Origin of the sequence: Dietzia sp. NCCP-2495, assembly GCF_026011735.1 — a bacterium.
Lineage (GTDB): Bacteria > Actinomycetota > Actinomycetes > Mycobacteriales > Mycobacteriaceae > Dietzia.
In genome coordinates, this window is the sequence record NZ_BRVN01000030.1 from 15950 (window position 1) to 28255 (window position 12306).

A 12306-nucleotide genomic window follows, 5' to 3' on the forward strand; every position below is an offset into this window, starting at 1 on the left:
CACCGGGCACGTTTGTGGCGACTTGGTCGCGGGTCGGACCAGACTTCTGCCCGACGGGGAGAGAACCTAAGGCTCCGACGTGAACAATCACGCGGCGGTGGGTGAACGACAGGTGAACTCGCTGCGTGCGGGAGGTTCGGACGGGCAAGGTGCGCACCCCACCGGCACCCCTACCTGGGCTGATCCTGAGAAAACGGCCCGGACCGGAGCTGGAAAAATCAGACGGAGGTATACGTCACATCAACATGAGCGACCGAGAATCCGAGCTTCTCGTATGTACGGACCGCCGGTGCGTTGTCGCCCTCGACGTACAGCACGACCGACCGCGCGCCGACGGGCCCCTCGAGGTGCTCGACCCCGAGCGAGGTGAGCACCCCGCCCAGGCCGCGACCCTGGTCGGCCGGGTCGACGGCCACCACGTAGACCTCGCCCTCCACCGGTTCACCGGGCTCGGCGACCGTCTTGGTCCAGTGGAAGCCGGCCAGCCGCGGCGCAGCGCCCGTGTCCACGGCGAGGAACACCGCGCCGAGGTCGACCCAGTCCACGGCCAGCCGCTCGTCGAGCTGCGCCCGTGTCCAGCCACCCTGTTCCGGGTGCCACGAGAACGCGGCGTTGTTCACGCGCAGGAACTCCGCCCTCGCGTCCAGTCCCGGCCACCGGTCGCCGCCCTCGGAGGCTGCCTCGGCGAGAGTGCCGAGTTCAATCCCGGCGTCGACCCGGCGTTCGGGGAGCTCGGGGCCGTCCGTGGCGACGCGTCGCATCTTGAGCAGTTCGCGGGTCCGGTTCAGCTCCAGCGCGGTGGCCAGTCCCCTGGCCGCCGGGAGGTCGCCGTGCGCCCAGATCGCGGCGGCGGGTTCGCGCTCGAGGACGGCGCGGACCAGCGCGGTGCCGATCCCCCGCCCTCGGTGGTCGGGATGCACCACCAGCTCGGCACTGGCCTCCGCCCCGGTCCCGGAGAGCTGCGCGTAACCGACGGGCGCGGCGCCGGGCGCAGGGGCTGCCGAGGCGTCGCCGCCACCCGCCGTCGGCCGTGCCATCAGGTGTTGCACGGCGGCAATTCCGCCGCCGGCACCGCCATCGTCAGCACCAGCACCAGCACCAGCACCAGCGGAGAGTGCCGCGTGGAGCGCACGCAGCGGCTGCTCCCCCAGTGGCGCGACGCCGTCGGTCATCTCAGCCGCCCGCGCGGCCGCCTCGACCGCCCGGATCTCGTCGCCCCCGGGCACCGCCTCGACGATCATGCGTCCCCTCCGTCTTCCCTCGGGTCCGTGGGTCGGACCGCCTTGTACCCGACGTTACGGACAGTGCCGATGAGCGCCTCGTTGTCCGGCCCCAGCTTCGCCCGCAGGCGTCGCACGTGTACGTCGACGGTGCGGGTGCCGCCGAAGAAGTCGTAGCCCCACACCTCCTGGAGGAGCTGGGCGCGGGTGAACACGCGTCCCGGGTGCTGGCAGAGGTATTTGAGGAGCTCGAACTCCTTGTAGGTGAGGTCGAGGGGCCGCCCCTTGAGGCGGGCGACGTAGGTCTCCTCGTCGATCACGAGGTCGCCGATGGTGATGATCCCGCCGTCGTCGTCCTCGCCGTGTCCGGCGTGTCGCGCGGCCGAGAGCCGGAACCGCGCGTCGATCTCGGCGGGGCCGGTGGTGGGGAGGAGGATGTCGTCGAGGCCCCAGTCGCCGCTCACCGCGATCAGTCCCCCCTCGGTGACGACGGCGACGACGGCGAGGTCCGCGGTCCCCGCGAGGAGCCTGCACAATGATCGGGATGCGGCCAGGTCGGATCTCGCGTCGACCAGCGCCAGTGCGGCGTTCGCCATCTCGCCGACCGAGGACGCCAGCGGCGGCAACACGGTCACGGAATGGGGCAGAAACGGTAGTGCCGGCAGGACCGCCTCCGGGTCCGTCTCCACGCTGAGAAGCACTACTTCCATGTCGCTTCCTCTCTGCGGGGATGGTGACGATAATAGCGACGCACCCTTGCGCAACAGTGCAACCCCCACGCGTACGACACTGCAGAGCCCACTCGCGGGTCAGACACGCGCCAGCGAACGGAGTAGACCTGAGTGCCTTGAGAGTCCCCCGGATCGCGGTCGCGGCGATCACCCTCGTCCTGGTCGCGGGCGGGGGTGCGTTCACGGTCGACGCGGTGTCGGCCTCCCGGGTCGAAGCCGAGATCTCCGCCCGGGTGGACTCAGCACGAGGGGACTCATCTCAGGCAGACCCCGCACGGGACGACTCAGCCCCGGTGGACTCGGCTGGATCGGCTCCGGCGCCCGGGAACGCGGGCCCCTCCCGCGCTCCGGCGGTGTCGATCGGCGGCCCGACGTCACGCTGGACCGACCCCGACACCCTGACCACGGTCTCGATCCGCGCCGAGGACGTCCTGCGCCCGGGTCTCGGGCCCGTCACCGTGGAGGCCCACGCCCGCGGCGTCGAGATGCGGGACGGCGAGCCGTTGCACGCCGAATCGGTGGAGGTCTCAGCCCAGCTCACCGGCGACTCCCTGGCGCCGGCCCTGGGGATGCGCTCCGTGCTGGTCGGGGCGGCCGACGACCCGAGCCTGGCAGGAGGAGAAGAACACCGGGCTCGACTGACCGGGACGCTCCTCGACTCGGGCGAGACAGTGTCGGTGATCGTCGACCTCGTCGTCGACCCCTCCGGCGCCCACCTCGTCCCCGTGGCCGCGGCGACCGGCCCCGCCGGCGTCGCCGACCAGGACACCGACCTCGCGCTGGCCAGCACGGCACTGACCCTGGACCCCGACCTCCTCCCCCTGGGCGTGCCGGTGCAGCGCCTCACGGTGACCAGCGGCACGATCACCGCCTCGGGCACCGGCGGCCCCGGCACCCCGCCGCTCGACGACCTCCTCCGGCGAGACCTCTAGACTCGGGCACATGAGTCGCGAGAACGTTCTGGTCAGCACCAGCTGGGCCGCCTCGCGCCTGGCCGATGACTCGGTGGTCTTCCTCGAGGTCGACGAGGACGTGACGGCGTACCACGCCGAGGGCCATATCCCCGGCGCCGTCGCCCTGAACTGGCGCACCGACCTGCAGAAGGAATACGTCCGCGACCTGGTGGACCGCGAGCGGTTCGGCGAACTGATGTCCGAGCGCGGCATCACCCGCGAGCACACGATCGTGGTCTACGGCGGCAACCACAACTGGTTCGCCGCCTACGCCTACTGGTACCTGCGCCTGTACGGGCACGCCGACGTGCGCCTCCTCGACGGCGGCCGCATGAAGTGGGAACGCGAGGGACTGCCGCTGGAGACCGAGCCGCCGACGCCCACGCCGACCGACTACGTGGCCGACGAGCAGGACCTGTCGATACGCGCCTTCCGCGAGGACGTACTCGCCGGACTCGGCTCCGACGCGCTGGTGGACGTGCGGTCGGTCGACGAGTACACCGGGCGGCTCTCCGCGCCCGCCGGCCTGCCCCAGGAGGGCGGACGCCAGCGCGGCCACATCCCCGGCGCCGTCTCGATCCCCTGGAACCGCGCGGTCACCCGCGACGGCACGTTCCGCAGCGACGAGGAGCTCCGCGCGCTCTACGCCGACGTCCTGTCCGAGGAGGACCGACGCATCGTCGCGTACTGCCGCATCGGCGAGCGCTCCAGCCACACCTGGTTCGTCCTGCACGAACTCCTCGGACGGACCGACGTGGTGAACTACGACGGCAGCTGGGTCGAGTACGGCTCGCTCATCGGGGCCCCCGTCGAGCGCTGACACCCGCACGCATGTCCACACGGGGCTGCGTTCGCGCCCACCGGGCTCCGCTCGCGCCCACGCGGGCGGTCGAGCGGACTAGGCTCGAAGCCATGTCTCTGCTGTCGAAAGCGTTCGGTCTCGCCGGACGCGCCAGTGTCGTCGCCGTCGGAACCGCCGCCGCCTCCGCCGTCCTCGTCGGGATCGACCAACGCCGCGGGGCCACCCCCGCGGTCCCCGACCACCCCGGCCCGTACTCCCCCGAGGAGCGCGAAGCCGCGGTCCGGTGGTACCTCACCGCACTGACGCTGCCCGCCGCCGCGTTCCGCGTGCCGTTCGCGCCCGACTGCGTCCGCCGCGAGAACGGCCTGCGCACCGGCTTCGGCGCCACCCAGCTGCGGTGGGACCTCCACCTGCACCTGCAGTACTCGACCATCCGCGAACTGCGGGACATCGAGATCACCGTCGACCCCCCGGGTCGCGAGGGGATCGTGCACGCCGAGTTCACCATCGTCACCGTCGTGGGACTCACCGCGAAGGTCCGCGAGGACTTCACCGTGCCCCCCGAGGACTGCCTCATCCACGAGATCGAGGCCCACATCTCGCTGCGCTGAGACCGCGGGGCTAGAATCACTGCCATGGTGCTCTTCTTCGAGATCCTCCTCGTCCTCTGCACGTTGGCCATCCTGTGGGCCACCTGCTACATCGTCTACCGCACGGTCACAGACGAGTCGTGACGGACAGCGGCCAGACCGACACCGGCGACACCACACCGTCCACCCCGGAAGGGGCTGACGGTCAGTCCGTCGTCCCCGGTTCCGGAAACGCAGCGGTCAACGCCGCGGTAGAGCGGTCAGAGCAGACGGCCGGCCGCAACGTCACCCCGTTCTCCGAACTGCCGATCGCCGAGGACACGGCGAACCTGCGGTTCGGCCCGGACCTCCACCCCGGACTCCTCGCACTCCTGCCCCTCGTGGGCGTCTGGGAGGGCGAGGGCGAGGCGGACACCGAGGACCGCGGCCAGCACCGGTTCGGTCAGCAGATCACCGTCACGCACGACGGGGAGAACTACCTGAGCTGGTCCTCCCGCTCGTGGACCTACGACTCCGGCGGCGCCGTCGACGCCCCAGCCTATCGCGAAGCCGGGTTCTGGCGGATCTCCGAGGACGACAAGCTGGAGTTCCTCGTCTCGCACGCGTCCGGGTTCATCGAGGTGTACTACGGCGCCCCGCTGACCCAGTCGGCGTGGGAGATGGCCACCGACGTGGTCCTCGCCTCCCCCACCGGCCCGTCCCGTGGCGGCGCCAAGCGCATCTACGGGATCGTCGAGGGCGGCGACCTGGGCTGGGTTGAGGAGCGGATGCACCCCGAGAAGGGCCTCGTGCCGCACCTGTCCGCGAGACTGAGCCGCGTCGCGGGCTGACCGCGACCGGGTCGTCGTCGTCACCTCCCCGCGCGACTCACTACGCGACCCACCGCACGGTCCACCATCCCGGCCACGTCGATCCCCGGATCGACCGTCGGCAGGGTCACGTCGTCGATCCGCCGCACGCGCGCGACCAGGGTGACCGACGACGTCAACCACACCGCGTCCGCGGCCAGCAGATCCGCCACCAGCAGACGCTCGCGCCGCACGGTGACCCCGTCCGACCCGGCGACCTCGGTCAGCGCGCCCAGTGTCGTCCCCTCGAGAATCCCCACCTCCGACGGCGGACTGATCAACTCCCCGTCGCGCGCGATCACCACGGTCGAGCGCGGCCCCTCCAGGACCTCGCCCTCGGCGGACGTGTAGATCACGTCGTCGAACCCGTTCGCGACCGCGTACCGGATCGCCGCCATGTTGGTGGCGTACGACAGTGTCTTGGACCCCACGAGCAACCACGGCGCCGACTGCCCCACGTCCGCCGCGTACCCGCGGTTCAGCACCGTCACCGCGATCCCCTCGGCACGCACCCGCGCGACCTTCTCCGCCACGGGCGCGACGGTGATGTAGGCAGTCTCGGCGCCGCCGCGCTCGGGTCCCCGCGAGAGCACCAACCGCAGCATCCCCTCCTCGGACCCACCCCACTCCCGGGCCGCCAGGTCGATGCCCGCACGCCACTGCTCCGGGGTCGGGCCGGTCAGTTCGAGCGCGGCCGCGGAACGACCCAGGCGCGCCAGGTGACGCTCCAGTTTGGCCACCGTCCCCCCGGTGACCAGGAGGGTCTCGAAGCAGCCGTCACCGCGCACGGCGGCCAGGTCGTCGGCGAGCAGGAGCGGCTCGTCGGCAGGGTGGACCCGGGGACGGGCGCCCTCCGGTCCGCCCGCGACGACAACCACGACCCTGCGTTTATCTGAGGGGTTCGTGGTGGCCGTGGAGTTCGAGGTGCGCGTGGTGGCCGTGGCGTCTGTGCTCTTGCCCTTACCCTTGCCCGTTGACGTGCCCATGCGAGCAACACTACGGCGAGGTACGTAGACTCGCGATCGTGAACGACCCTGCAGTACCCGACCGGATCGTGAGCGCCTACCGGAGCCCGATCCTGGACCATCCCGGCGCGGTGGACGCGGAGAGCGACTCGCCAGATGCCGGAGTCCCGTTCCACTACGGGGACCCGCTCGGTGAGCAGCGCGCGACGCAGTCCGGAGCCGTGGTCATCGACCGCTCCCACCGCGACGTCCTCCAGATCACCGGCGGCGAGCGTCTGACCTGGCTCGAGGGATTCGTCTCCCAACACGTCGCCGAGCTGGGCGACCGGTCCGGCGGCGAGACGCTGGTCCTGGACGCCAACGGCCGCGTGGAGCACCACGCCGTGCTGGCCGATGTCGACGGCACGCTCGTCGTGGACACCGAGGTCGGGCGGGGCCAGCCGCTGCTGGAGTTCCTCAGCAAGATGGTCTTCTGGGCCGACGCAGCCCCCGCCGAGGCGGAGCTGGCGGTGCTCACGATCGTCGGCGCTTCCCTGCCCGGCACGCTCACCGCGCCCGGCGGCACCGAGGTGCCCGTTCCGACCGGCGACTACGCGTGCGCGCCGCTGCCGGGCGGCGGCATCGTGCGGCGGATGCCGTGGCCCCTCGCCGGCTCGATCGACCTCCTCGTCCCCCGTTCGGGGCTGAGGGACTGGTTCGACGCCGTGGAGGCCTCCGGGATCCGGGCGGGCGGCTCGTGGACCTTCGAGGCGCTGCGCGCGGTGTCCTCGGACCCGCTGCGCGGCCGACTGGGCGTGGACACCGACGAGAAGACCATCCCCCACGAGGTGCCCGCCTGGATCGGCGACATCGCCGGCACGGGCGCCGTGCACCTCGACAAGGGCTGCTACCGGGGGCAGGAGACCGTGTCCCGGGTGCACAACCTGGGCCGCTCACCGCGCGTCCTGGTGCGACTGCAACTGGACGGGTCGGGCGGCGACGACGCGGTCGTCACCGGCGTCGCCGTCACCTCTGGCGGTCGGCCCGTGGGCCGCGTCGGCACGGTCGTGCAGCACCACGAGGACGGGCCCGTCGCCCTGGCCCTGCTCAAGCGCGCCGTGCCCGAGGACGCGCAGCTGGAGATCGACGGTGTCGCCGCGTCGATCGACCCCGACACCTATCCCCGGGAGTCCGGCCCGCAGGCCGGCCGTGAGGCGGTCAAGCGACTGCGCGGACAGTCCTAGACCCCCGATCCTGCGGACCACACCGGCACCCGGGCGGACATTCCGCGCCGGGCACGCTATCCTGTCCACAGGAAGATACTCACACTTGCGATGGGCACCCCCGAGGTGGCCCAGCACCGTTTCCGAGGGGGTCAGGTCAATGGGCCGAGGCCGCGCGAAGGCGAAGCAGACCAAGGTCGCTCGCGAATTGAAGTACAACGCTCCGCAGACGGACCTTGAACGTCTTCAGCAGGAGCTGTCGGGAGGACGCACGTCCACCCGGGTCGACGAGGACGATGATCCGTACGCGTCCTGGTCCGACGACTCCAAGTACTGAGCGCACACACCGTCGGGCACAGGGGCCGGGCATCACCGTGGTGATGCCCGGCCCCTTCCCGTGTTCTCCGACCGATCACGCGGGCGGCGGGGCCTGTACTTCTACAGCAGGGCCTGCGCTCGCCAGCGCCTGAAATGACACCGGCCGGCGCTCGCGGGGTCGCGTGCGCCGGCCGGTGTGGCCCCGTTCCGGGGCGTGTCAGGTATCGCCAGGTCAGAAGCGGGCGTGTGAGCCCTCCAGGACGACGCGCGGGGCGTCCGCGTCCTCGCCTGCCTTCTCCACCTCGCCGATCACCCAGTTGTCCACGTGGCGGGCCGTGAGGACGGCCTGCGCGCGGTCCACGTCCTCGGCGGGCAGCACTGCAACCATGCCGAGTCCCATGTTGAACGTCCGCTCCATCTCGGACTGCTCGACGCGACCGTGATGAGCGATGGTGCCGAACACGGCCGGCACCGGCCAACGACCACGGTCCAGGCGGGCGACGAGGCCCCGCGGCATGACGCGTGCCAGGTTCTCCGCCAGACCGCCACCGGTGACGTGGCTGAACACACGGACATCGGTCTCGGCGATGAGGCTGAGGCAGTCCAGCGCGTAGATGCGGGTCGGCTCCAGCAGCTCCTCACCGAGGGTGCGGCCGAACTCCTCGACGTGCCCCTCGAGCGGCAGGCGGGCCAGATCGAGCAGCACGTGGCGGGCCAGCGAGTACCCGTTGGAGTGCAGGCCGGAGGAGGCCATGCCGACGATCACGTCGCCGGGACGCACGTTCTCGGCCGACAGGACCTCGTCGGCCTCGACGATGCCGACGCCGGTGCCCGAGATGTCGTACTCGCCCGGCGCCATGAGTCCCGGGTGCTCGGCGGTCTCGCCACCCAGCAGCGCGCAACCGGCGCGGACACAGCCCTCGGCGATGCCCTCGACGATGCTGGCGACGTGCTCGGGCACGACCTTGCCGATCGCGATGTAGTCCTGCACGAACAGCGGCTCGGCGCCACAGACCACCAGGTCGTCGACGATCATCGCGATGAGGTCGATGCCGACCGTGTTGTGGACGTCCATCGCCTGGGCGACGGCGATCTTGGTGCCGACGCCGTCCGTCGACGACGCCAGCAGCGGCTGCCGGTAGTTGCTCTTCAGCGAGAACAGTCCGGCGAAGCCACCGAGTCCCCCCATCACCTCCGGCCGGGTCGCCCGCTTGGCGTGGGGAGCGAACAGTTCGACAGCCCGCTCACCGGCATCGATGTCGACACCGGCCGCGGCATACGATGCGCCGGCAGTCTGGTGGGGGTTCTCGGTCATGTGTATTTCTCCTCGTGGATACCGGAGGTCGACGCGGCGGCGGGATCCGCAGCCGAGGTCGCCAGGGAAGCGATACCGGGGCCGACGGCCAGGGACTGGGACTCCGGCTCCTCGTCGACCTCCGCGGCGAGCGCACGCACGGCCGCGCTCATGGGCGAATCGTCCGGCAGTGCGATCGGGTAATGGCCGTCGAAGCAGGCCGCACATAGATCATCGCGCTTCTGACCGCTCGCCTCGATCATCCCGTCGACCGAGATGTAGCCGAGACTGTCGGCGCCGATCGCGCGTCGTACGCCCTCGAGCATCCCGTCGGTGACGTCGACGCCGTTGGCGATGAGCTCGGCCGGGGAGGCGAAGTCGATCCCGTAGAAGCATGGCCAGCGCACCGGCGGCGACGCGATCCGGACGTGCACCTCGGCCGCCCCCGCCTCGCGCAGCATGCGGATCAACGCGCGCTGCGTGTTGCCGCGGACGATCGAGTCGTCCACCACCACGAGTCGGCGACCGCGGATCACCTCGCGCAGCGGGTTGAGCTTGAGCCGGATGCCCAGCTGCCGGATGGTCTGGCTCGGCTGGATGAATGTCCGGCCGACGTAGGCGTTCTTCGTCAGTCCCTGGGCGAACGGGATCCCCGACCCCTGGGCGTAGCCCACCGCGGCCGGTGTCCCCGACTCGGGCACGGGGATCACCAGGTCACCGTCGACCGGATGCTCCTTCGCGAGCCGACGGCCGATCTCCACGCGTGCCGAGTTGACCGACCGCTGATTGATCACGGAGTCGGGGCGCGCCAGGTAGACGTACTCGAACACGCAGGTCTTGGGCGTGGCCTCGGCGAACCTGCGGGACCGGACGCCGTCGGCGTCGATGGCGATGAGCTCACCCGGCTCGATGTCGCGGACGAACGCGGCACCGACGATGTCCAGGGCGGAGGTCTCCGACGCCACCACCCAGCCGCGGTCCAGCCGGCCCAGCGCGAGCGGACGGACACCGTGCGGGTCACGCGCGGCGTACAGGGTGTTCTCGTCCGAGAAGGTCAGGCAGTAGGCGCCACGCAGTCGGGGCAGCAGCCGGGCCGCCGCCTCCTCGAGCCCGCCGTCGACCGTTTCGTGCGCGAGCAGGGTGCAGACGATGTCCGAGTCCGAATGCGCACTGTCCGGCGAGTAGCCCTCGATCCCCAGCTCGGCCGCGTGCCGCTTGAGCTCGACCGTGTTGACCAGGTTGCCGTTGTGGCCCAGCACCACCGAGCGGCCGTCCACCGTGGGACGGAACATCGGCTGTGCATTGTTCCACGTGGCCGCGCCGGTCGTGGAGTAGCGGCAGTGCCCCACCGCGATGTGACCGTGCATCGAATCCAGGGTCTTCTCGTCGAAGACCTGACTGACCAGCCCCAGATCCTTGTAGACCAGCACCTGCTCACCGTCTGCCACGGCGATGCCGGCGGCCTCCTGGCCACGGTGCTGCAGCGCGTACAGGCCGTAGTAGGCGAGCTTGGCGACGTCCTCGCCCGGCGCCCACACGCCGAAGACCCCGCACTCCTCGACCGGGCCGATGCGCTCGGTATCGATCGGCAGACCCGCGGGTCCCGGCACGGACGGGTCGGGTAGACCGAGTCCCACCGCACCGCTGCGTCCGCCGGTGCGGCGGAGTGATCCGGTCGGTACCGGACGTGACGACGTACTCTCCACCAGCTGGTGCTCCCTCACGGCTTCGGGGCGATCCGCCCGGATTGCCCCCGGCGATACCGCCCAAGTCTACGTTCAACTGCCCCCGTGTCCCCAAGTCCCCGCCAGACACCCGCCCCGCACCTGCTCCCCCGGCCGTTGAAATCAGGCCGCAGGGGCCCGTTCGGCCGCCTGCCCGCGATCACGAGGTGCGGACCACCGGCAGCCCGGCAACCACCTCCCCGGCACGCGTCCCCGACGCCCTGACCGCCCCACCCGCGACCGCGGCGTCCCAGTCCAGGCGCCCGGTCGCCAGCAGTAACCACGTCCGCGGGTCGGTCTCCACCACGTTGGGCGGGGTGCCACGGGTGTGCCGCGGGCCGTCCACACACTGGACCGCCGCGAACGGGGGCACCCGCATCTCGACCGCATGCCCCGGCAACTCCTGCGCCAGCAACGCGACCGTGCCCCGGACCGCCGCCGCCAGAGCCTGGCGCCCCGGCTTAGGGACCGCCCCACCGGGGGCGGGGGCGGTGTCGTCGTCGTCAAGCCAGGCCGACACCGCCTCGACGGCCTCACGGACCGCCGCCACGTCGGGGACGCGGCTCACGCCCGGTCCCCCGCCGCCACGTCCCCGCCCGGCAGGGCGCGCCGATCCGCCTCGGTCCGCCTCATCCACGTCCGCGTGTCCATGCTGGTGAGTAGTAGCAGGATCAACACGTTCACCGCCAGTACGGGGTACCCGCCGAGAAACGTGTCCTGCTCGGCGTCCAGGGTCACGCGGCCGTACTCGGTCGAGATCATGCTCACCGCCGTCACCGACAGCAGCCACACGCGCGCCCGGACGCGACCTCGGTACGTCAGGACCGCCAGCACGCCCATCACCCCGTACCCCGCGCCGATGAACAACGACAGCCCCACCGCACGGTCGTACGTCCCCGCACCAAGCCACTGGACGCGGTGGCCCCCGGGCAGCAGCCACCCGTCCGGGCACCGCCAGAACCGCACGTGATGCCGCTGCGCAGCGCTGCCCTGCGCCTCCTTCTGATACGCCAGGCACTGCCGACGCCCGAACAGGTTCAGCGAACTCACCGGCGCCGTCGGGTAGGAACGTCGCAACACCGAGGACGTGATGATCCCCCAGGAGGAGCGGAGCGTGATGTCGTCGGCCAACTCCCAGCCGCAGGCGGTCATGGCCTCGTGGATCTGGCGCGCCGTGCCGTCCACGGCGAGGTTGACCGGATCCCCCAGCAGGCCGTCGGATGTACGGGTCCGCGCGATGAAGTACCCCGGCCCGTACACCGCCGTGACGAGGGTCTGCAGGCGCGGCAGCACGAGATAGGCCACGAGCGCCCAAAACGGGACGAGCAGCGCGAGAGACCACCACGTGTGGTGCCACGCGTCGCCCAAAAGCCGGACCGCGAGCCACACCGCGGCGAGCGTCGCCAGCAGGAAGAACCAGGTGTCGAGCACGGTGCCGGGCAGGTGGCGCACGGAATCGTCGCGAACCTTGGTCGGAGGGCGGGTGTAGACCGGCGGGGTGGAGGGCTGCGCGGTGTGGGGTGCGGTGCTTCCGGCTGCCGTCGGGGGCTCGGCGCGGCCAGCCGTGGACGGCGCCGCGCGGCCGTCCGCGCGCTCACGGCTGGACATGATCCGACGATAGTCCCCGGTCACCGCCCTGGGCGGTGAGTCCGTGAGACA

The 12306-nt window shown here is 71.3% G+C and carries 13 protein-coding genes; 6 read left to right on the forward strand and 7 right to left on the reverse strand.

Annotation, left to right across the window (positions count from 1 at the left end; translation table 11 throughout):
* Positions 1-218: 218 nt before the first annotated feature.
* Positions 219-1241 carry a mycothiol synthase gene (mshD, locus tag OPF83_RS16030; RefSeq protein ID WP_264888624.1) on the reverse strand — a complete coding sequence of 341 codons (1023 nt, stop codon included), beginning with the start codon at positions 1239-1241 and terminating at the stop codon, positions 219-221.
* The gene (locus OPF83_RS16035) at positions 1238-1930 is read right to left on the reverse strand and encodes a response regulator transcription factor (RefSeq protein ID WP_264888625.1); all 693 of its coding nucleotides are present in this window, start codon (positions 1928-1930) and stop codon (positions 1238-1240) included. The genes mshD and OPF83_RS16035 overlap by 4 nt, the downstream gene beginning before the upstream one ends.
* 137 nt (positions 1931-2067) lie before the next feature.
* Between OPF83_RS16035 and OPF83_RS16040 the strand changes: the two genes are divergently transcribed.
* From OPF83_RS16040 to OPF83_RS16055, 4 genes are all read left to right on the forward strand, one after another.
* Positions 2068-2883 (forward strand): DUF2993 domain-containing protein, encoded by an 816-nt coding sequence (locus tag OPF83_RS16040; RefSeq protein WP_264888626.1) that lies wholly within the window; start codon positions 2068-2070, stop codon positions 2881-2883.
* A 10-nt stretch (positions 2884-2893) separates the two neighbouring features.
* The gene (locus OPF83_RS16045; RefSeq protein ID WP_264888627.1) at positions 2894-3724 is read left to right on the forward strand and encodes a sulfurtransferase; all 831 of its coding nucleotides are present in this window, start codon (positions 2894-2896) and stop codon (positions 3722-3724) included.
* Positions 3725-3816: 92 nt separating this feature from the next.
* Complete coding sequence (locus OPF83_RS16050; RefSeq protein ID WP_264888628.1) at positions 3817-4317, forward strand: hypothetical protein; 501 nt, start codon at positions 3817-3819, stop codon at positions 4315-4317.
* A gap of 119 nt (positions 4318-4436) precedes the next feature.
* Positions 4437-5126 carry an FABP family protein gene (locus OPF83_RS16055; RefSeq protein WP_264888629.1) on the forward strand — a complete coding sequence of 230 codons (690 nt, stop codon included), beginning with the start codon at positions 4437-4439 and terminating at the stop codon, positions 5124-5126.
* Positions 5127-5146: 20 nt separating this feature from the next.
* Here OPF83_RS16055 and OPF83_RS16060 read toward each other — a convergent pair whose 3' ends face one another.
* On the reverse strand, positions 5147-6130 hold the full coding sequence (locus OPF83_RS16060) for an aminodeoxychorismate lyase (RefSeq protein WP_264888630.1): 984 nt from the start codon (positions 6128-6130) through the stop codon (positions 5147-5149).
* Positions 6131-6168: 38 nt separating this feature from the next.
* On the opposite strand from OPF83_RS16060, the gene OPF83_RS16065 reads away from it, so the two are divergent.
* Together OPF83_RS16065 and OPF83_RS16070 are read left to right on the forward strand one after the other, a co-directional pair.
* A complete protein-coding gene (locus tag OPF83_RS16065; RefSeq protein WP_264888631.1) occupies positions 6169-7332 on the forward strand; it encodes a folate-binding protein YgfZ in 1164 nt (387 codons plus the stop codon).
* 139 nt (positions 7333-7471) lie between these two features.
* Positions 7472-7648: a DUF3073 domain-containing protein gene (locus OPF83_RS16070; protein ID WP_264888632.1), complete on the forward strand. Its 177-nt coding sequence runs from the start codon at positions 7472-7474 to the stop codon at positions 7646-7648.
* A gap of 213 nt (positions 7649-7861) precedes the next feature.
* Here the strand turns inward: OPF83_RS16070 and purM are convergent, their stop codons facing one another.
* The 4 genes from purM to OPF83_RS16090 all read right to left on the reverse strand — a co-directional run bounded on the left by purM (position 7862) and on the right by OPF83_RS16090 (position 12255).
* Positions 7862-8944 (reverse strand): phosphoribosylformylglycinamidine cyclo-ligase, encoded by a 1083-nt coding sequence (purM, locus tag OPF83_RS16075; protein ID WP_264888633.1) that lies wholly within the window; start codon positions 8942-8944, stop codon positions 7862-7864.
* Positions 8941-10629, reverse strand: a complete 1689-nt coding sequence (gene purF / locus OPF83_RS16080) for an amidophosphoribosyltransferase (RefSeq protein ID WP_375546284.1) — start codon at positions 10627-10629, stop codon at positions 8941-8943. Before purF ends, purM begins: the two co-directional genes overlap by 4 nt.
* Before the next feature lie 178 nt (positions 10630-10807).
* Entirely contained in the window at positions 10808-11215 is a 408-nt protein-coding gene (locus OPF83_RS16085; RefSeq protein WP_264888634.1) for a sterol carrier family protein, read from the reverse strand.
* The gene (locus tag OPF83_RS16090) at positions 11212-12255 is read right to left on the reverse strand and encodes an LssY C-terminal domain-containing protein (RefSeq protein WP_264888635.1); all 1044 of its coding nucleotides are present in this window, start codon (positions 12253-12255) and stop codon (positions 11212-11214) included. The genes OPF83_RS16085 and OPF83_RS16090 overlap by 4 nt, the downstream gene beginning before the upstream one ends.
* Positions 12256-12306 lie beyond the last annotated feature (51 nt).

What these genes read in the sequence shown, in the direction of transcription:
- OPF83_RS16060 (WP_264888630.1), bottom strand. Translation starts at nt 6,130, where the DNA reads ATGGGCACGTCAACGGGCAAGGGTAAGGGCAAGAGCACAGACGCCACG.
- OPF83_RS16090 (WP_264888635.1), bottom strand. Translation starts at nt 12,255, where the DNA reads ATGTCCAGCCGTGAGCGCGCGGACGGCCGCGCGGCGCCGTCCACGGCT.
- purM (WP_264888633.1), bottom strand. Translation starts at nt 8,944, where the DNA reads ATGACCGAGAACCCCCACCAGACTGCCGGCGCATCGTATGCCGCGGCC.
- OPF83_RS16035 (WP_264888625.1), bottom strand. Translation starts at nt 1,930, where the DNA reads ATGGAAGTAGTGCTTCTCAGCGTGGAGACGGACCCGGAGGCGGTCCTG.
- OPF83_RS16070 (WP_264888632.1), top strand. Translation starts at nt 7,472, where the DNA reads ATGGGCCGAGGCCGCGCGAAGGCGAAGCAGACCAAGGTCGCTCGCGAA.
- OPF83_RS16045 (WP_264888627.1), top strand. Translation starts at nt 2,894, where the DNA reads ATGAGTCGCGAGAACGTTCTGGTCAGCACCAGCTGGGCCGCCTCGCGC.
- OPF83_RS16050 (WP_264888628.1), top strand. Translation starts at nt 3,817, where the DNA reads ATGTCTCTGCTGTCGAAAGCGTTCGGTCTCGCCGGACGCGCCAGTGTC.
- mshD (WP_264888624.1), bottom strand. Translation starts at nt 1,241, where the DNA reads ATGATCGTCGAGGCGGTGCCCGGGGGCGACGAGATCCGGGCGGTCGAG.